The organism is Serratia proteamaculans, from assembly GCF_949794035.1.
Taxonomy (GTDB): domain Bacteria; phylum Pseudomonadota; class Gammaproteobacteria; order Enterobacterales; family Enterobacteriaceae; genus Serratia; species Serratia proteamaculans.
This window is the reverse complement of sequence record NZ_OX461105.1, coordinates 1,389,163-1,405,685: the sequence shown is the minus strand read 5'-3', so window position 1 is coordinate 1,405,685 and position 16,523 is coordinate 1,389,163. Positions and strand designations below refer to the sequence as shown.

16 protein-coding genes and 1 riboswitch are annotated in these 16,523 nt (G+C 56.9%); of the genes, 7 read left to right on the top strand and 9 right to left on the bottom strand.

Annotated features, from left to right (window positions below; all coding sequences use genetic code 11):
• The first annotated feature begins 1 nt into the window (after nucleotide 1).
• Nucleotides 2-1,030, top strand: a complete 1,029-nt coding sequence (locus tag QOT07_RS06595) for an HlyD family secretion protein (RefSeq protein ID WP_261427183.1) — start codon at nucleotides 2-4, stop codon at nucleotides 1,028-1,030.
• A 61-nt stretch (nucleotides 1,031-1,091) separates the two neighbouring features.
• Here the strand turns inward: QOT07_RS06595 and rhlE are convergent, their stop codons facing one another.
• Nucleotides 1,092-2,468, bottom strand: a complete 1,377-nt coding sequence (gene rhlE, locus QOT07_RS06590) for an ATP-dependent RNA helicase RhlE (RefSeq protein ID WP_099065173.1) — start codon at nucleotides 2,466-2,468, stop codon at nucleotides 1,092-1,094.
• A 302-nt stretch (nucleotides 2,469-2,770) separates the two neighbouring features.
• Here rhlE and QOT07_RS06585 point away from each other — a divergent pair, with 302 nt between their 5' ends.
• From QOT07_RS06585 to QOT07_RS06565, 5 genes are read left to right on the top strand one after another with little or no spacing between them, the layout of a single operon-like run.
• Nucleotides 2,771-3,460 carry a transcriptional regulator gene (locus QOT07_RS06585; RefSeq protein WP_261427184.1) on the top strand — a complete coding sequence of 230 codons (690 nt, stop codon included), beginning with the start codon at nucleotides 2,771-2,773 and terminating at the stop codon, nucleotides 3,458-3,460.
• A gap of 18 nt (nucleotides 3,461-3,478) precedes the next feature.
• Nucleotides 3,479-4,465, top strand: a complete 987-nt coding sequence (gene hlyD / locus QOT07_RS06580) for a secretion protein HlyD (RefSeq protein ID WP_099065171.1) — start codon at nucleotides 3,479-3,481, stop codon at nucleotides 4,463-4,465.
• Between the two features lie 10 nt (nucleotides 4,466-4,475).
• Entirely contained in the window at nucleotides 4,476-6,206 is a 1,731-nt protein-coding gene (locus QOT07_RS06575; RefSeq protein WP_283602750.1) for an ATP-binding cassette domain-containing protein, read from the top strand.
• Entirely contained in the window at nucleotides 6,203-7,375 is a 1,173-nt protein-coding gene (locus tag QOT07_RS06570; RefSeq protein WP_260329117.1) for an ABC transporter permease, read from the top strand. The genes QOT07_RS06575 and QOT07_RS06570 overlap by 4 nt, the downstream gene beginning before the upstream one ends.
• A gap of 10 nt (nucleotides 7,376-7,385) precedes the next feature.
• Nucleotides 7,386-8,492, top strand: coding sequence for an ABC transporter permease (locus QOT07_RS06565; RefSeq protein WP_261415543.1), 1,107 nt, complete (start codon nucleotides 7,386-7,388; stop codon nucleotides 8,490-8,492).
• Nucleotides 8,493-8,536: 44 nt separating this feature from the next.
• Here the strand turns inward: QOT07_RS06565 and QOT07_RS06560 are convergent, their stop codons facing one another.
• The 6 genes from QOT07_RS06560 to moaA form a co-directional block, all read right to left on the bottom strand.
• On the bottom strand, nucleotides 8,537-9,247 hold the full coding sequence (locus tag QOT07_RS06560) for a Bax inhibitor-1/YccA family protein (RefSeq protein ID WP_099065169.1): 711 nt from the start codon (nucleotides 9,245-9,247) through the stop codon (nucleotides 8,537-8,539).
• Between the two features lie 128 nt (nucleotides 9,248-9,375).
• Nucleotides 9,376-9,843 (bottom strand): molybdopterin synthase catalytic subunit MoaE, encoded by a 468-nt coding sequence (gene moaE, locus QOT07_RS06555; RefSeq protein WP_170924993.1) that lies wholly within the window; start codon nucleotides 9,841-9,843, stop codon nucleotides 9,376-9,378.
• A gap of 2 nt (nucleotides 9,844-9,845) precedes the next feature.
• Complete coding sequence (gene moaD, locus QOT07_RS06550) at nucleotides 9,846-10,091, bottom strand: molybdopterin synthase sulfur carrier subunit (protein WP_017891981.1); 246 nt, start codon at nucleotides 10,089-10,091, stop codon at nucleotides 9,846-9,848.
• Nucleotides 10,088-10,567 (bottom strand): cyclic pyranopterin monophosphate synthase MoaC, encoded by a 480-nt coding sequence (moaC, locus tag QOT07_RS06545; RefSeq protein WP_012005756.1) that lies wholly within the window; start codon nucleotides 10,565-10,567, stop codon nucleotides 10,088-10,090. The genes moaD and moaC overlap by 4 nt, the downstream gene beginning before the upstream one ends.
• A 5-nt stretch (nucleotides 10,568-10,572) precedes the next feature.
• Complete coding sequence (moaB, locus tag QOT07_RS06540) at nucleotides 10,573-11,085, bottom strand: molybdenum cofactor biosynthesis protein B (protein WP_085115674.1); 513 nt, start codon at nucleotides 11,083-11,085, stop codon at nucleotides 10,573-10,575.
• Between the two features lie 28 nt (nucleotides 11,086-11,113).
• A complete protein-coding gene (gene moaA, locus QOT07_RS06535; protein WP_165366370.1) occupies nucleotides 11,114-12,100 on the bottom strand; it encodes a GTP 3',8-cyclase MoaA in 987 nt (328 codons plus the stop codon).
• A riboswitch (molybdenum cofactor riboswitch) is annotated at nucleotides 12,087-12,229 on the bottom strand. (Overlaps the previous gene by 14 nt.)
• 260 nt (nucleotides 12,230-12,489) lie before the next feature.
• On the opposite strand from moaA, the gene QOT07_RS06530 reads away from it, so the two are divergent.
• Nucleotides 12,490-13,407, top strand: a complete 918-nt coding sequence (locus QOT07_RS06530; RefSeq protein WP_099065167.1) for a gluconeogenesis factor YvcK family protein — start codon at nucleotides 12,490-12,492, stop codon at nucleotides 13,405-13,407.
• A gap of 4 nt (nucleotides 13,408-13,411) precedes the next feature.
• Here the strand turns inward: QOT07_RS06530 and QOT07_RS06525 are convergent, their stop codons facing one another.
• Both QOT07_RS06525 and uvrB read right to left on the bottom strand, forming a co-directional pair.
• Nucleotides 13,412-13,669 (bottom strand): VF530 family protein, encoded by a 258-nt coding sequence (locus tag QOT07_RS06525; protein ID WP_283604307.1) that lies wholly within the window; start codon nucleotides 13,667-13,669, stop codon nucleotides 13,412-13,414.
• A gap of 107 nt (nucleotides 13,670-13,776) precedes the next feature.
• The gene (uvrB, locus tag QOT07_RS06520) at nucleotides 13,777-15,789 is read right to left on the bottom strand and encodes an excinuclease ABC subunit UvrB (protein ID WP_099065166.1); all 2,013 of its coding nucleotides are present in this window, start codon (nucleotides 15,787-15,789) and stop codon (nucleotides 13,777-13,779) included.
• Nucleotides 15,790-16,523 lie beyond the last annotated feature (734 nt).

The following is a 16,523-nucleotide window of genomic DNA, read 5'->3' as shown; positions in this document are numbered from 1 at the left end:
CATGAGCTTCACACCTGCAAAACGAACCTTAACCCTGGCGTTGCTGCTGTTAATCCTGCTGGCTATCGCTTTCTTTGTCCGTTCCTCTCTCAATCGCCATCATTTTCGTACCGATGACGCGGTAGTCAGTGCCGATTACACGCTGGTGGCCCCCAAGATTTCCGGCTATATCCGCAGCGTCAACGTCAGTGATAATCAGCAGGTGAAAGCCGGTGAAGTGCTGGCGACCCTCGACGATCGGGATTATCGCGTGGCGCTGGAAACGGCACAGGCCAACCTGCAGATTAGCCAGGCCAAGCTGGCCAGCATTCAGGCGCAGCTGGATCAACAGCAGGCCAATATTGCCCAGCAGGAAGCCGGCGTCAGTGCCAGTCAGGCCACGTTGAACTATGCCGGGCAAAATGCCGACCGCTATCGCCGACTGCTAAAAACCGGCACCGCCACCGCCGATGAACAGCAAAAATCCGCTTCCGTAATGCAGACCGCCGCCGCACAGCTAAAGCAAAATCAGGCGGCAGTGGTTTCTGCGCGCAAGGAAGTTGGCGTGTTGCAGGCCAGTCGGAAACAGGCCGAAGCGAATATTGCCGCCTCGCAGGCCAGCGTTGATCAGGCACGCCTGAATCTTTCCTATACCCGGATTATCGCGCCCATTGCTGGCACTGTCGGTCAGCGTGCGGTACGTCAGGGGGCCTGGGTCTCTGCCGGTACGCGCCTGCTGGCGGTGGTGCCGCTACAGCAAAGCTATGTGATCGCCAACTTCCTGGAAACCCAACTGGCCAACGTGTCTGCCGGCCAGCCGGTCTCGATCAGCGTGGATGCCCTGCCCGGCGTGACGCTACGCGGCCACGTTGACAGTATCGCCCCGGCTACCGGCTCGACCTTTGCCGCCATCAGCGCCGATAACGCCACCGGCAACTACACCAAAGTGGTGCAACGTCTGCCGGTGAAAATTCTGCTGGAGCCAAATCAGCCGGAGCTGGCGCGACTGCGCGTCGGCATGTCGGTGGTGCCGGAACTTGAGATGCGCTGATTTTTGCCAATAAAAAAGGCCACCTTGAAGGTGGCCTTTTAGCAGCGGACAACAGAGCAATTTACTCAGCCGGGCGGCTGCGCGGACGGCGCGAAGGTGCACCTGAACGCGGCTTGGCATCACCCTGCGGACGAGCACTGCCGCCACCGCGGTTTTCACGCTGACCGCCATTGCCGCCACCGTTGCCACTGCGCTGGCCGCCACCGTTACCGGAACGCTGACCACCGCCGTTACCACGTGGCGCACCGCGACCACCGCCAGCCTGACGGCCGTTGATGATTGGCTCTGCCTTGATGCTTGGATCCGGCTCATAGCCTGGCAGGGCAATACGCGGGATTTCACGCTTCAGCAGGCGTTCGATATCACGCAGCAGTTTGTGTTCATCCACACACACCAGCGAGATCGCCTCACCGGTACGCTCAGCACGACCGGTACGGCCGATGCGGTGCACGTAGTCTTCCGGCACGTTTGGCAACTCGTAGTTCACCACGTGTGGCAACTGGTCGATGTCCAGACCGCGTGCCGCGATGTCGGTAGCTACCAATACGCGAATTTTGCCGTCTTTAAAGTCGGCCAATGCACGGGTACGAGCGCCCTGGCTTTTATTGCCGTGGATCGCTGCGGCAGTGATGCCGTCTTTGTTCAGCTGTTCAGCCAGGTGGTTAGCGCCGTGCTTGGTGCGGTTAAACACCAATACTTGCTTCCAGTCACCTTCGCCGATCATCTGGGACAGCAGTTCCCGCTTACGCTTCTTATCAACGAAGTGCACGCTTTGTTCGATCTGCTCGGACGCGGTATTACGGCGCGCCACTTCAACCGATGCCGGGTTGTGCAACAGTTTGTTGGCCAGCCCTTTGATATCGTCGGAGAAGGTAGCAGAGAACAGCAGGTTCTGACGCTTGGCAGGCAGCTTGGCCAGCACGCGGCGGATATCATGGATAAAGCCCATATCCAGCATGCGGTCAGCTTCGTCCAGCACCAGAATTTCAATTTTGGACAGGTCAACCGCGCGCTGGTGTTCCAGATCCAGCAGACGACCCGGTGTTGCCACCAGTATGTCGACGCCGCCGCGCAGTTTCATCATCTGCGGGTTGATGCTCACGCCACCAAATACCACCAGCGAACGCAGGCGCAGGTATTTGCTGTAGGATTCGACGTTTTCGCCGATCTGCGCAGCCAGTTCACGGGTCGGCGTCAGGATCAACGCACGTACCGGACGGCGACCTTTGACCGCATGATCATGCTTACTCAGCAGCTGTAGCAGCGGCAGGGTAAAGCCAGCGGTTTTACCGGTACCGGTCTGGGCGCTGGCCATCAGGTCACGACCTTCCAATACGACAGGAATAGCCTGGCGCTGAATTGGCGTAGGTTCGCGATAGCCCTGTTCTTCAACAGCGCGCAGAATTTCAGCACTTAAGCCGAGGGTTTCAAATGACATAAAGAGAAAAACTCCAGATCCCCCCTAACCTAACAGTGTTCGGTGCAGTTTCCTGGGAGGATTATCAGACGGGACATTAAGCATGACCACGAGGGATTGGCACAAACTGCAGTGCACCAAGCGGGCGATTGTAGCAGAACTCGAACAAGAAAAGGCAAATTAAGTGACTCAGAGCACAATATGCCGAGAATTCAGCCTAATCTGAAAAAATGTCCTTAAATAAATCGCGGTTACTGATTGCATTTCGTGCAATCTGGCATAAAGTTAATCATATGATTGATTAACTTTTTCAGGCGCCATCAATGCCAAATAATCAGACTGCCAGCCGGGCACGGGGTGAGCAGGCACGCCAGCAGTTGATCGCCGCCGCCATCGAGATGTTTGGTGAATACGGCATTCAGGGCGCCACCACCCGCGATATCGCCCAGCGCGCCGGACACAACATCGCCGCCATCACCTATTACTTCAATTCCAAAGAAGGCCTTTATCTGGCCGTTGCACAGTGGATTGCCGATTTTATCCAGCAGGCTTTTCGCCCGCTGGCCGAAGAAATTGACCACTTCTGGCAACTGCCGGAAACCGAACGTCCGCCGGAGCGCTACCTCGAACACCTGAAACGCGGCCTGCTGGCGTTCAGCGACCTGATGACTCAGCCACAGACGCTAAACCTGAGCAAAATCATGTCGCGCGAGCAGCTCTCCCCCACCGACGCTTATCCGCTGATCCACCAGCAGGTGGTAGCACCGCTGCATAACAAGCTTTGCCGCCTGCTGGCGGCCTACACCGGCATCGACCCGCAATCGACCAAAATCGTGCTGCATACTCACGCGCTGATCGGCGAAGTGCTGTCGTTCCGCGTGGCGCGCGAAACCGTCCGCCGACAGGCTGGCTGGCAGCAGATCGGCGCCGCCGAAGCGGAACAAATCAGCGAGGTGCTGGCTGAACACATCGAACTTCTGGTTAATGGGCTGCGCCAACGCTATGGCGCGTAAATTCAGGCAGGGAGAATTATGAATAAGAAACGCAGTGCCTTCATTGTGGTGGTTATTGTGCTGATCGCCGCGGCCGCGTACGGAGTTTGGTATTACCAGCAGCATCGGGCCCAACCGCTGACGCTGTACGGTAACGTGGATATTCGTACGGTGAATTTGGGCTTCCGCGTCGATGGGCGCCTGGCGTCGCTGACGGTGGATGAAGGCGATACCCTTCAACCGGGGCAATTGCTCGGCAAACTGGACGATGCGCCCTACATCAACGCGCTACAGCAAGCGCAGGCTAACGTCGGCAGTGCCAAAGCCAAACTGGCGTTGCTGATGGCCGGTTACCGCGCCGAAGAGATTGCCCAGGTACGTTCGGAAATGGCGCAGCGCCTTTCCGCCTTCAGCTATGCCGACAGCTTCCTGAAACGTCAACAGGGACTGTGGGCGAAAAATGCCACCTCCGCCGACGCACTGGAAGATGCCCGCACCTCACGCAATCAGGCACAGGCCAACCTTCAGGCGTCGAAAGACAAACTGTCGCAGTACCTGAGCGGTAATCGTCCGCAGGAGATTGAAGAGGCCAAAGCCAACCTGGCGCAAAGCGAAGCCGCACTGGCGCAGGCACAGCTTAACCTGCACGACACCAGCCTGATTTCCCCCTCGGCCGGCACGGTGCTGACCCGCGCGGTCGAGCCGGGCACCATGCTCGGCGCCGGTGGCACGGTATTTACCCTGTCGCTAACCCGCCCGGTGTGGGTGCGCGCCTATGTCAATGAAACCAGCCTGGGCAAAGCAACGCCGGGCACCGAACTGGAAATTTATACCGACGGTCGGCCAGGCAAGCCCTATCACGGCAAAATCGGTTTTGTGTCACCTACCGCTGAGTTCACCCCGAAAAGCGTCGAAACCCCGGACCTGCGTACCGATCTGGTGTACCGGCTGCGGGTGATCGTCACCGACGCCGATGACGCACTGCGCCAGGGGATGCCGGTCACCGTTCGCTTTGCCCAACCTTGAGGGGGCGGTGATGGAACAGGTTATTGAGCTGGAAGCACTGGAAAAACGCTTTCCGTCATTGGAAAAACCGGCGGTTGCCAGCCTGACAACCCGGCTGACCAGCGGCGCCGTCACCGGGCTGGTTGGCCCGGACGGTGCCGGGAAAACCACCCTGCTGCGTATGCTGGCCGGGTTGCTGAAACCCAGCAGCGGCACGCTGCGCGTCGCCGGGTTGGATCCGATCGCCCAGGATCGTCAGTTGCACGCCATCCTCGGCTACATGCCGCAAAAGTTCGGCCTGTATGAAGATCTGACGGTGATGGAAAACCTGACGCTGTACGCCGATCTGCGCGGCGTCACCGGCGATCTCCGCAAGCAAACCTTCGATCGGCTGCTGACATTTACCGATCTCACCCGCTTTACCAGCCGGCTGGCGGGCAAACTTTCCGGCGGCATGAAACAGAAGCTCGGACTGGCCTGTACGCTGGTCGGGCAACCGCAGGTGCTGTTGCTGGATGAGCCCGGCGTCGGCGTCGATCCGATCTCACGTCGCGAACTGTGGCGCATGGTGCATGAACTGGCCAACGACGGCATGCTGATCCTGTGGAGCACCTCTTATCTGGATGAAGCCGAACAGTGCCGCGAAGTGCTGCTGCTCAACGAGGGCGAGTTGCTGTTCAGCGGCGCGCCGAAAGATCTTACCCAACGGATGGCCGGGCGCACGGTGCTGATCGCGCCGCCAGCCGGTAGCCACCGTGCCCTGCTGCAACGGGCGATCTGCCTGCCGACGGTCACCGACGGCGTGATCCAGGGCAAGTACCTGCGGCTGATCCTCAAGCAAGGCGAAGATCATCGGCAGGTCCTGCAAGCATTGGATCTGCCTGATGCCGAGCTGAGCGAAGCGGATCCTCGCTTTGAAGATGCGTTTATCGATCTGCTCGGCGGCGGGCCAAACAGCAAATCGGCGCTGGCGGAGATCATGCCGACCGTCGAGGGAGAAAGCACGGAAACGGTGATCGAAGCGCAAGGGCTGACCAAGAAATTCGGCGACTTTGCCGCCACCGATCACGTGGACTTCAAAGTACAGCGCGGTGAGATTTTCGGCCTGCTTGGCCCGAACGGTGCCGGTAAATCCACCACCTTTAAAATGATGTGCGGGTTGCTGGTGCCGACCGAAGGCAAGGCCCTGGTGCTGGGCATGGATCTGAAAACCAGCTCCGGCAAGGCACGCCAGCATTTGGGGTATATGGCGCAGAAATTCTCGCTGTACGGCAACCTGACGGTGGCGCAAAACCTGAAGTTCTTTTCCGGCGTTTATGGCCTGAGCGGCAAGGCGCAGCGCGATAAAATCAGTGAAATGTCCAGCGCCTTCAACTTTGGCCCGATCCTCAACCAGACGCCCGACTCTCTGCCGCTTGGCTTCAAACAGCGGCTGGCGCTGGCCTGTGCGCTCATGCACGAGCCGGATATTTTGTTTCTCGATGAACCGACCTCCGGCGTCGATCCACTGACCCGTCGCGAATTCTGGCTGCATATTAACGGCATGGTAGATAAAGGCGTGACGGTGATGGTGACCACCCACTTTATGGACGAGGCGGAATACTGCGACCGCATCGGGCTGGTGTATCGCGGTAAGATCATCGCCGCCGGCACGCCGGACGATCTCAAACACCAGGTCGCCAGCAGTGATAATCCCAATCCTTCCATGGAACAGGCGTTTATCGAGCTGGTGCAGGGTTATGATCAGGAGGAGCAGTCATGAGCCCCAAAATAGCCATGAGCGAAAAAAACGCCGCCCGCGATGACAGTGGTTTTTCCTGGCGGCGGCTGCGCGCGCTGTGCCTGAAAGAGACACGGCAAATCATGCGCGATCCGAGCAGCGGGCTGATCGCCTTTGTCATTCCATTGATGCTGCTGTTTATCTTCGGCTATGGCATCAACCTGGACTCCAGCAAGCTGCGGCTGGGCATTCTGATGGAACAGCAGAGCGAAGAGGCGCGTGACCTGGCCAATGCCTTTGCCGGTTCGCCCTATATCGAGCCGACCATCAGCGACAACCGCCAGCAGTTGATCCAACTGATGCAGGCCGGGCGCATTCGTGGGCTGGTGGTGATCCCCAATGATTTTGCCCAACGCATGGCGCGACCGCACGACAGCGCACCGATACAAATTATTACCGACGGCAGCGAGCCGAACACCGCCAACTTTGTCCAGGGCTATACCCAGGGAGTGTGGCAGGTCTGGCAGCAACAGCGTGCCACCGATAATGGGCGTGAGGAAAAACCGTTAATCGATGTACAGATGCGCTATTGGTTTAACCCGGCGGCCATCAGTCGGCACTACATTATTCCCGGCGCCATCACCATTATCATGACGGTGATCGGCGCTATCCTCACCTCACTGGTGATCGCCCGTGAGTGGGAGCGCGGCACCATGGAGGCGCTGCTTTCCACCCAGGTAACGCGCACAGAGCTGCTGTTGTCGAAGCTGGTGCCCTACTATTTTCTCGGCATGATCGCCATGGTGCTATGTATGGCGGTGTCGGTATGGGTGCTCGGCGTGCCCTATCGCGGCTCGCTGCTGATTTTATTCGTCATCAGCAGCCTGTTCCTTGCCAGTACGCTCGGCATGGGGCTGCTGATTTCAACCATTACCCGCAACCAGTTCAACGCGGCAATGGTGGCGCTTAACGCGGCCTTTCTACCTTCGATCATGCTGTCCGGCTTTATCTTCCAGATCGACAGCATGCCGGCCATCGTGCGCGCCGTGACCTACATCATTCCGGCACGCTATTTCGTCAGCACGCTGCAAACGCTGTTCCTGGCGGGCAACGTCGGTACGGTGTTGATGATTAACCTGCTGTTCCTGATCGCTTCGGCGGTGGTGTTTATAGGCCTGACGGCCTGGAAAACCCAGCGGCGGCTGGATTAAGGGGAATAAGATGTTTCATCGTCTCTGGACGTTAATCATAAAGGAAATGCAGTCGCTGCTGCGCGATCCGCAGACCCGTGCCATCCTGATTATGCCGGTTATCCTGCAGGTGCTGCTGTTCCCGTTCGCCGCCACGCTGGAGGTGACCAACGCCACCATCGCGGTCTATAGCGAAGACAGCGGTCATGCCTCGGTCGAGCTGACCCAGCGCTTCGCCAAAGCCAAGGCCTTCTCGCATGTGTTGCTGTTGCGCAGCCCGCAGGAAATACAAACCACCATCGATAACCAAAAGGCCCTGCTGCTGATCCGCTTCCCGGCCCAATTCTCGCGTGATATCGCCAACGGCAATACGGCCCCGCTGCAATTGTTGCTCGATGGGCGCAACTCCAACAGCGCGCAGATCGCCGCCAACTATGTTCAGCAAATTGTGCAGGACTATCAGAATGAACTGATCGGCGATCGCGCCAAGCCGAACAACAGCGAGCTGGTGGTGCGCAACTGGTATAACCCGAATCTGGACTACAAATGGTTTGTAGTGCCTTCACTGATCGCCATGATCACCACCATTGGCGTGCTGATTGTTACTTCATTGTCGGTAGCACGAGAACGCGAACAGGGCACGCTGGAGCAGTTGCTGGTGTCGCCGTTGACCACCTGGCAGATTTTTATCGGTAAAGCAGTACCGGCGCTAATCGTCGCGACCTTCCAGGCCAGCATCGTGTTGCTGATTGGCATCTTTATCTATCAGATCCCGTTCGCCGGTTCACTACTGCTGTTCTACGGCACCATGCTGGTTTACGGATTGTCTTTGGTGGGGTTCGGTCTGCTGATTTCGTCGCTGTGCGCCACCCAGCAACAGGCGTTTATCGGCGTGTTCGTGTTTATGATGCCGGCGATCCTGCTTTCCGGCTATGTCTCACCGGTGGAGAACATGCCGGTGTGGCTGCAAAACCTCACCTGGGCCAATCCCATCCGCCACTTTACCGACATCACCAAACAGATCTACCTGAAGGACGCCAGTTTCAGCATCATCTGGCACAGCCTGTGGCCACTGCTGGCGATCACCGCCACCACCGGCAGCGCCGCCTATGCCATGTTCCGCCGCAAAATTGCATAAAAAAAGGGCTCAGCATGCTGAGCCCCTACAAGTCATATTGATTCTTATCTGCGGTTACCGAAAATGCGCAGTAACATCAGGAACAGGTTGATGAAATCAAGGTACAGCGTCAGCGCACCGACGATGGCGTACTTGCGGAAGCTGTCTTTGTCATCGGCGTTCAACTGCTCGCCCATCGCTTTCAGTTTTTGGGTGTCATACGCCGTCAGGCCGACAAACACCACCACACCGATATAGGTAATCGCCCACATCAACGCAGTGCTTTTCAGCCAGATATTGACCAGCGAAGCCAGTACGATACCGATCAGCGCCATAAACAGCATGCTGCCGAAACCGCTCAAATCACGCTTGGTGGTATAACCGTACAGGCTCATCGCACCGAACATGCCGGCGGTCACCACAAAGGTACTGGCGATCGAGCTGTAGGTATAGGCGATGAAAATACTGGAAAGCGTCAACCCGGTTAGCGCCGAATAGAGCATAAACAGCGCGGTGGCTACCGTACCGTTCAGCCGGTTGACCATGCCGGAAATCACGAACACCAGCCCTAACTGCACGATAATCAGGCCGAAGAAGGTGATCTGGCTGGAGAAGATAAAGTTAAGGATCGCGGGCGTGTTGGCCGCATACCAGGACACAAACGCCGTCAACAGCATGCCACAGGTCATCCAGCCATATACCTGCGCCATATAAGCCTGAATGCCGCTGTTGGCACGTTCGACGATTGAACCATTAGAGCGTGGATATCGGTCCATGACGGTTACCTTTTACATGTGAGACAAGATTTAAATCCCATTGATGGGACTCAGCCTGCTATAAGCGTACCACAGAAAATCTAACCTGAAAGTTGCAAAGGTATTGATATATTTCTGCTGTTTACCGATTATTTAGCCGCTTTATGCCAGCGTTGCGCCGCCTGATGATCGCTGTCACGCGCATCGACCCAGCGGTCGCCCTGCCCAACTGCCTCGCGTTTCCAGAACGGTGCGCGGGTTTTAAGGTAGTCCATGATAAATTCGCTGGCCTCGAAGGCCATGCTGCGGTGGGCGCTGGTCACGCCGACAAACACAATCTCATCACCAGGGAATAACTCACCCACGCGGTGGATCACCGTTGCACGCTGCAATGGCCAGCGGCTACGTGCTTCATCCACGATCTCCGCCAGCGCTTTTTCGGTCATGCCTGGGTAGTGTTCCAGCGTCAGCGCACTGACGTTATCGCCCAGATTATGGTTACGCACCTTGCCGGTAAAGGTCACCACGGCACCATCGTCGTCGCACTGTGCCAGCCACTGGTATTCGTCGCCGACGTTGAACGGCGCTTCACCCACGCGGATACGGGTATTTTCCACCATTAACCTCCGGTTACCGGTGGAAAGAAAGCGACTTCGTCACCGGCGCGCAACGGATGCTCTGCCGCCACCAGCGACTGATTCACCGCGGTCAACAGCTTGCCGGACTCCAGTGCCAACGCCCAACGATCGCCGCGTGCGCACAATGCCTTACGCAGCGCCTCTACCGTTGGGTAGTCCGCCGGCATTGACAGATCACCGGTGCCGACCAGTTCACGCACCTGCGCAAAAAACAGAATATTAATCATAGCTCCACCTTAAAATCACCGGATTTACCGCCGCTTTTCGCCAGCAGCCGCACCGGGCCGATCACCATGTCTTTCTGTACCGCCTTGCACATGTCGTAAATGGTCAATGCGGCTACCGAAGCGGCGGTCAAGGCTTCCATTTCGACACCGGTCTTGCCGGTCAACCGGCAGCAGGTTTCAATCCGCACCCGGCTGTGTTCCGGCTGAGCCTCCAACTGCACTTCTACCTTGCTCAGCATCAGCGGGTGGCACAGTGGGATCAGCTCCCAGGTGCGTTTCGCCGCCTGAATACCGGCAATACGCGCCGTGGCGAACACATCACCCTTGTGGTGGCTGCCCTCGATGATCATCGCCAGCGTGGTCGGCAGCATTTCAACGAAGGCCTCGGCACGCGCCTCGCGTACCGTCTCTGCCTTGGCGGAAACGTCGACCATATGGGCTTCGCCCGCGGCATTAATGTGGGTTAGCTGCGTCATAGTTTTTATTTCTTCAGGTGTGGCAGAAAGTTACACGGGCGATGGCGCGCGTCCAACTGCTCTTCAATAATGCGTTCCCAGCCGGTGCGACAGGCGCGGGTCGAACCCGGCATGGCAAAAATCACCGTCTGGTTGGCCATACCGGCCAGCGCACGCGACTGGATAGTGGCGGTGCCAATCTCTTCATAGGACACCATGCGGAACAGTTCACCGAACCCTTCCACTTCACGATCGAACAGCGGCAGCAGCGCTTCCGGAGTGTTGTCCCTGGCGGTAAAGCCGGTGCCGCCGGTGATCAGCACGGCCTGAACCTGTTCGTCAGCGATCCACGCGGAGACTCGCGCGCGGATTTGATAAATATCGTCTTTGACAATGGCGCGGTCCACCACCTGGTGCCCGGCTTCAAGCGCGGCTTCCTGCAGATACTGGCCCGAGGTGTCTTCTGCTTCACCGCGACTGTCCGAAACGGTCAGAATGGCGATATGCGCCGGAATGAATTCGCTGCTGGCATGACTCATTGCTTGCTCCCGTGCAATTTAGAAAAATTTAGCCGCCGATAAACGACAGGTTCTGCGTAATGCCGCTGTTGCCCTGGTGCAGGAAATGGGTCTGCTTTTTGGTCCGCAGCCCGCCCTGAATGCGATCCTTCAATTCCTCAAGCTGGCCGTCATCCGCCAGCAGATCGCGCAGGCTAATGCCCTGCTCACCGAACAGGCACAGATGCAGATTACCGATGGCGGAAACCCGCAGCCGGTTGCAGCTGGCACAGAAATCTTTTTCATACGGCATGATTAAACCCACTTCGCCCTGGTAATCCGGGTGGCTGAACACCTGCGCCGGACCATCACTGCGGCCGCGCGGCTGCAACTGCCAACCCTGCTGTTCCAGTTGCGAACGGATCACTTCGCCAGACACGTGGTGTTTGCGGAACAGATCGCCGCCCTCGCCGGTTTCCATCAGTTCGATAAAGCGCAGTTGGATCGGACGGTCTTTTATCCAGTGCAGGAAAGCGCCCAGCTGCTGGTGGTTAACGTCACGCATCAGCACCGCGTTGACCTTTACCTTGCTGAACCCAGCGGTAAAGGCGGCGTCGATGCCCTCCATCACCTGGCGGAATTTGTCCTGACCGGTAATGGCGTGAAATTGACGGGGGTCCAGACTGTCGACGCTAACGTTGATCGCCGTCAGCCCGGCATCACGCCAGGCCATGACGTCGCGAGCCAAACGATAACCATTGGTGGTCACGGCAAGCTGGCGAACGGCAGGGTTTTCACGCACGGCGGCGATGATCTCGGTAAAATCGCGACGCAGCGAAGGTTCACCGCCCGTCAGGCGCACCTTTTCGGTGCCCAGCTCGGCGAATGCGCGGCTGACACGGCGGATCTCATCCAGCGACAAGAAGGTTTTCGGGCTGCCGTTAGGGCGATAGCCATCCGGCAGACAGTAGGTGCAACGAAAGTTACACACGTCGGTGATCGACAGGCGCAAGTAATAGAACTTGCGCTCATAAGCATCAATGAGTTGCGGCACCATAACACCTTCCAAAGTCGGGAGATGCGAGCGTTTCCGCCCTGCACCCTGGTGGCTGACTTCGCCACGGCCCAAGCGCCATATTGTTCACCAGAACAACGTAGGCCCAGAGGCTAGGAGTTTTGGTCTCAGTTCCCGCTGCCTGAGTAGCCGGAACGAAACCGTGGTTTTCATCAGAATTCTAGCGCTAAACAAAGGCGATAGCCAACGCCCAATTTCGCTATATAATTGTGTATACAGCGTTTTTAGGCGATTCCAAATCTGGTAAACCATGATAAACGCCCTTTACGCAGACGAATTGACCGGAATCACGCAAATCACACTCTTTTTCGCGTTTTTACGCCAAATCCGCTATTTTATGCGGGCAGTTAAGCCCCTTTGTAAGGAAATTTATGCGTAATCGTACCCTGGCCGATCTCGATCGGGTGGTGGCATTAGGTGGTGGTCATGGTCTTGGCCGCGTGATGTCTTCCCTGTCGTCTTTAGGATCCCGTTTAACCGGTATTGTCACCACCACCGACAACGGCGGTTCCACTGGCCGTATCCGCCGTTCAGAAGGCGGCATTGCCTGGGGCGATACCCGTAACTGCCTGAATCAGCTGATTACCGAACCGAGCGTAGCCTCCGCAATGTTCGAGTACCGCTTTAGCGGCAATGGCGAACTCTCGGGGCATAATCTCGGCAACCTGATGCTGAAGGCGTTGGATCACCTCAGTGTACGTCCACTGGAGGCGATCAATCTGGTACGCAGTTTGCTGAAGGTGGACGCGGCGTTGATCCCGATGTCCGAGCAACCGGTGGATCTGATGGCGCATGACCATGAAGGCAATCATGTTTACGGTGAAGTGAATGTCGATCAACTGACCGATATGCCGCAGGAACTGATGCTGTCACCGCACGTCCATGCTACGCGAGAGGCGCTGGACGCCATCGCACAGGCCGATGTGATCCTGATCGGGCCAGGCAGCTTCCTGACCAGCCTGATGCCACTGCTGCTGCTGGATGACCTTACACAGGCGTTACGTCGCAGCAGCGCCAATATGATTTATATCGGCAATCTGGGCCGCGAACTGAGCGTTGCTGCGGCTGCTCTGACGCTAAAGAACAAGCTGGAGCTGATGGAAGAGAAAATTGGCCGTCAGATGATCGACGCGTTGATTGTTGGCCCGGCGGTAGATACCCATGAAGTACAGGATCGGGTGGTGATTAAACAACCGCTGGAAGCGACGGATGTCCCTTACCGTCACGACCGTCAGTTGCTGCGTCAGGCGCTGGATCAGGCTTTGATCGAGTTGGGTGCCCGCGGCTAAAGCGTTACTCGCCGCCACGCAGCCATGGATTATCGCTGGCGGCCTTATCGACCATATCGATATAAAGATCTTCCACCTGCTTGCGTGCCCACGGCGTGCGGCGCAGAAACTTCAGGCTGGACTTGATGCTGGGATCGCTGCTGAAGCAGTTGATGCGAATGCGTTCGGCCAGCCCTGACCAGCCGTAGCTCTCCACCAGTTTATTCAAAAGTTGTTCCAGAGTGACGCCGTGCATCGGGTCTTTGGACTGGTGTTCGGTCATGGTCTGCGGCTCGTAGTAGTCAATTGGCCGCACACCATAATCAGCTTTGGCGGAGGCGACAAGGATTTTATGTTTGGCAGCGCCGCACTCTGCGGCGTGCCAACCGGTCATGAAATAGCGATAAACTGCTCACGCAGCTGGTGGATCTCATCGCGCAAGCCCGCTGCCTGCTCGAACTCCAGGTTCTGGGCGTGGGTATACATCTGCGCTTCCAGCTCGCGGATTTTCTGATCCAGCGCTTTTGGCGTGAGGTGCTGGTACTGCGCGGCGTTTTCTGCCGCCTTGCCCTTACCTCGGCCCTTGCCACGGTTACCCGGTTTGCCCAACTGCAGAATATCGGAAATTTTCTTGTTCAGGCCCTGCGGAACAATGCCGTTTTCTTCGTTGAACATCTGCTGTTTGGCGCGGCGTCGTTCGGTCTCGCTAATCGCCCTGGCCATCGAGTCGGTAATTCTGTCACCGTAGAGGATCGCTTTACCGTTGAGGTTACGCGCCGCACGGCCGATGGTCTGGATTAACGAACGTTCGGAACGCAGGAAGCCTTCTTTATCCGCGTCCAGGATCGCCACCAGCGACACCTCAGGCATGTCCAACCCCTCACGCAACAGGTTGATGCCCACCAGCACGTCAAACTCGCCCAGGCGCAGGTCACGAATGATTTCGACCCGTTCCACAGTATCGATGTCCGAATGCAGATAGCGCACACGCTCGCCGTGCTCTTCCAGGTATTCGGTCAGGTCTTCTGCCATGCGTTTGGTCAGGGTGGTAACCAGCACCCGCTCGTTGACCGCCACCCGCTTGCGGATTTCGGAAAGCAGGTCATCCACCTGAGTGGTCACCGGCCGCACTTCTATTTGCGGATCCAGCAGCCCGGTAGGCCGCACCACCTGATCGATAATATCGTCGCCGGACTTCTCCAGCTCATATTTGCCCGGCGTGGCGGACACATAAATGGTCTGCGGCGCCAGCGCTTCGAACTCTTCAAAACGCATCGGGCGGTTGTCCAGCGCTGACGGCAGGCGGAAACCGTATTCCACCAGCGTTTCCTTGCGCGAACGGTCACCCTTGTACATGCCGCCGATTTGCGGAATGGTCACGTGAGATTCATCGACCACCAGCAGGCCATCCGCCGGTAAATAATCAAACAGCGTTGGGGGTGGCTCGCCTTCTCCACGCCCGGACAGGTAGCGCGAGTAGTTTTCAATGCCGGAGCAGTAACCCAATTCGTTCATCATCTCCAGATCAAACTGGGTGCGTTGCGTCAGCCGCTGTTCTTCCAGCAGCTTGTTGTTGGCCAGCAACACCTTACGCCGCTCGGCCAGATCCACCTTGATCTCTTCCATCGCCTGCAGGATCCGCTCACGCGGCGTCACGTAGTGCGACTTCGGGTAAATGGTAAAACGCTGGACCACCTGTTCGATCTGGCCGGTCAAAGGATCAAACAGCGAAAGCCGCTCGACTTCCTCATCAAACAGCTCGATGCGCAGCGCCAACTCGTCTGACTCCGCCGGGAAGATGTCGATCACCTCACCGCGCACGCGGAAGGTCGCGCGCTGGAAGGCCTGATCGTTGCGGGCATATTGCAGTTCCGCCAAACGACGCAGGATCGAACGCTGATCGATGATCATCCCCTTGGTCAGGTGCAGCATCATTTTCAGATAGAGGTCAGGATCGCCCAGGCCGTAGATCGCCGACACCGACGCCACCACGATCACATCGCGGCGTTCCAGCAGCGCTTTAGTCGCGGAAAGGCGCATCTGCTCGATGTGTTCGTTCACCGAAGCATCTTTTTCAATAAAGGTGTCGGAACTGGGGACGTAGGCTTCCGGCTGATAGTAGTCGTAGTAAGAAACAAAATACTCGACCGCATTCTCGGGAAAGAACTCTTTCATCTCGCCGTACAGCTGCGCCGCCAGCGTTTTGTTAGGTGCCAGCACCATGGTCGGCCGGTTTAGATCGGCGATCACATTGGCGACGGTAAATGTCTTGCCCGAACCGGTAACGCCCAACAGCGTCTGGTGTGCCAGACCGTTTTCCAGGCCCTCTTCCAGCTTGCTGATGGCTTGTGGCTGATCGCCGGCCGGTTTGAAATCGGAATGCAGTTTGAAAACTTTACTCATATACCCTTCGTCTTTCAAATTGCCGCGTTGCTACCGGCTGTCGTAGTGAGCGGGCGCAGCATGCAGCGCCCCTACCTGGAGATGTGCGCGCTCAGGCGGCCATAGAGCTAATGCTCGATGAATGGCCTCTAATTATGGAAAGCCCCGGCGATTTTCGCCAGTCACTATGATACTGGATATAAAACCAGCTTCAAGCGATTCGTTGCTTCAGCGTGCGCCAAACCAAGCCGAATGCACCGTCAGGGTTACAGCCGCGTGACATTTTTATTGTCAATAACAGATTTATCCCCAAAATCCGTCACGAATTAACTTATTGATAGCACTGCGGCCAAAAATCATACATAGAGACTTCATCAATACATTAGCCGCTTGATTTTAGTTAATTTATTGATAATTAATGATTTTATAAAAAAGACGAGATTGCGGACAAAGCGAACAGAACCCGCGTCCGCTCTCGCTTTAAACCGGTTTTCTAAATCTAATGCACAAGGTTATCCACAGGAATAGTGGATAACTCTCACCGCCCCGCCCCGGCCGGGAGTTGCAGAAAGAACGCTTTTTGCCGTTTCTGTTCGCCAAGAGGGCTTTTTTAGTTATTTTTTCACAATAATATCGCTTTTGTTATGCCGATTAATGCTAAAAAGGCCCATTGCCAAAAACGGATTTATCTCATTGTTGCCATCATCTGTTGCATCTTGCTACAACCGGCGAAATAGTTTGCACCATAACTTTTC

Coding starts and splice junctions, on each gene's coding strand:
- QOT07_RS06595 (WP_261427183.1), top strand. CDS start 2: ATGAGCTTCACACCTGCAAAACGAACCTTAACCCTGGCGTTGCTGCTG.
- rhlE (WP_099065173.1), bottom strand. CDS start 2,468: ATGTCATTTGAAACCCTCGGCTTAAGTGCTGAAATTCTGCGCGCTGTT.
- QOT07_RS06585 (WP_261427184.1), top strand. CDS start 2,771: ATGCCAAATAATCAGACTGCCAGCCGGGCACGGGGTGAGCAGGCACGC.
- hlyD (WP_099065171.1), top strand. CDS start 3,479: ATGAATAAGAAACGCAGTGCCTTCATTGTGGTGGTTATTGTGCTGATC.
- QOT07_RS06575 (WP_283602750.1), top strand. CDS start 4,476: ATGGAACAGGTTATTGAGCTGGAAGCACTGGAAAAACGCTTTCCGTCA.
- QOT07_RS06570 (WP_260329117.1), top strand. CDS start 6,203: ATGAGCCCCAAAATAGCCATGAGCGAAAAAAACGCCGCCCGCGATGAC.
- QOT07_RS06565 (WP_261415543.1), top strand. CDS start 7,386: ATGTTTCATCGTCTCTGGACGTTAATCATAAAGGAAATGCAGTCGCTG.
- QOT07_RS06560 (WP_099065169.1), bottom strand. CDS start 9,247: ATGGACCGATATCCACGCTCTAATGGTTCAATCGTCGAACGTGCCAAC.
- moaD (WP_017891981.1), bottom strand. CDS start 10,091: ATGATTAATATTCTGTTTTTTGCGCAGGTGCGTGAACTGGTCGGCACC.
- moaC (WP_012005756.1), bottom strand. CDS start 10,567: ATGACGCAGCTAACCCACATTAATGCCGCGGGCGAAGCCCATATGGTC.
- moaB (WP_085115674.1), bottom strand. CDS start 11,085: ATGAGTCATGCCAGCAGCGAATTCATTCCGGCGCATATCGCCATTCTG.
- moaA (WP_165366370.1), bottom strand. CDS start 12,100: ATGGTGCCGCAACTCATTGATGCTTATGAGCGCAAGTTCTATTACTTG.
- QOT07_RS06530 (WP_099065167.1), top strand. CDS start 12,490: ATGCGTAATCGTACCCTGGCCGATCTCGATCGGGTGGTGGCATTAGGT.
- QOT07_RS06525 (WP_283604307.1), bottom strand. CDS start 13,669: ATGACCGAACACCAGTCCAAAGACCCGATGCACGGCGTCACTCTGGAA.
- uvrB (WP_099065166.1), bottom strand. CDS start 15,789: ATGAGTAAAGTTTTCAAACTGCATTCCGATTTCAAACCGGCCGGCGAT.